Raw genomic sequence first — 1264 nt, forward strand, 5'->3', positions numbered from 1 at the left:
TTAAATATTGGAAGAAAGGTAGTCGGAGAGGCCGCCTTTAGCGGGAATCCGATAGAGAGGTTCGTAGTTAACCCAGTACGGGTCAAAGCGTACAAAGCTAATTCTAGATGCAATATTTGCGTACAGAATTAGTAACTATAAATAAAGGATCCTTGTCCCCCATTATCCCTAGATTCTGGTCTCTTCTCTGAAAGCAACAAAAAAGCACCCCCTCGCGGGAGTGCCTTTTCGTTCAGACTAGGAATTAACCATTGATAGCGGGAGCGGTCAGAGCTACAGGAGCCTGTTCACCACTAGCCAAGTCTAAGGGGAAGTTGTGAGCATTACGCTCGTGCATTACTTCCATACCGATACCAGCGCGGTTCAGCACATCGGCCCAAGTACCAATTACACGACCTTGAGAATCGAGAATCGACTGGTTGAAGTTGAAACCGTTGAGGTTAAACGCCATGGTGCTAACACCCATTGCCGTAAACCAGATACCGATTACCGGCCAAGCACCCAAGAAGAAGTGCAGAGAGCGGCTATTGTTGAAAGAAGCGTATTGGAAGATTAAGCGTCCGAAGTAACCGTGAGCGGCAACGATATTGTAGGTTTCTTCTTCTTGACCGAATTTGTAACCGTAGTTCTGAGATTCGATTTCAGTGGTTTCACGCACTAAGGAAGAAGTTACTAGGGAACCGTGCATTGCACTGAACAGAGAACCACCGAACACACCAGCAACACCTAACATATGGAAGGGGTGCATCAGAATGTTATGTTCTGCTTGGAACACGAACATAAAGTTGAAGGTTCCAGAGATTCCTAAAGGCATACCATCAGAGAAAGAACCTTGTCCGATGGGATAGATTAAGAATACAGCAGTAGCGGCGGATACCGGTGCAGAGTAAGCGACACAAATCCAGGGACGCATTCCTAAACGGAAAGACAGTTCCCACTGACGACCGAGGTAGCAGAAGACACCTAGTAAGAAGTGGAAAATGACTAACTGGTAAGGACCACCGTTGTATAACCACTCATCTAAGGAAGCAGCTTCCCAGATGGGGTAAAAGTGGAGTCCAATCGCGTTGGAAGAGGGAACAACCGCACCAGAGATGATGTTGTTTCCGTAGAGTAGGGAACCAGCTACAGGCTCGCGAATACCGTCGATATCTACGGGAGGAGCGGCGATAAAGGCGATGATGAAGCAGGTGGTGGCGGTGAGCAGGGTGGGGATCATGATCACACCGAACCAGCCGACATAAAGACGGTTGTTGGTGCTGGT

Annotated in this window: 1 protein-coding gene; it reads right to left on the reverse strand. The window is 48.0% G+C overall.

All coding sequences use genetic code 11. The features are described from left to right. Nucleotides 1-244 precede the first annotated feature (244 nt). Nucleotides 245-1264: photosystem II q(b) protein (psbA, locus tag O9323_RS12665; RefSeq protein ID WP_288125224.1), on the reverse strand; the 1020-nt coding region annotated here is incomplete at its 5' end.

This window comes from Microcystis sp. LE19-131.1A, assembly GCF_027532015.1.
GTDB classification, from domain to species: Bacteria; Cyanobacteriota; Cyanobacteriia; order Cyanobacteriales; family Microcystaceae; genus Microcystis; species Microcystis ichthyoblabe_A.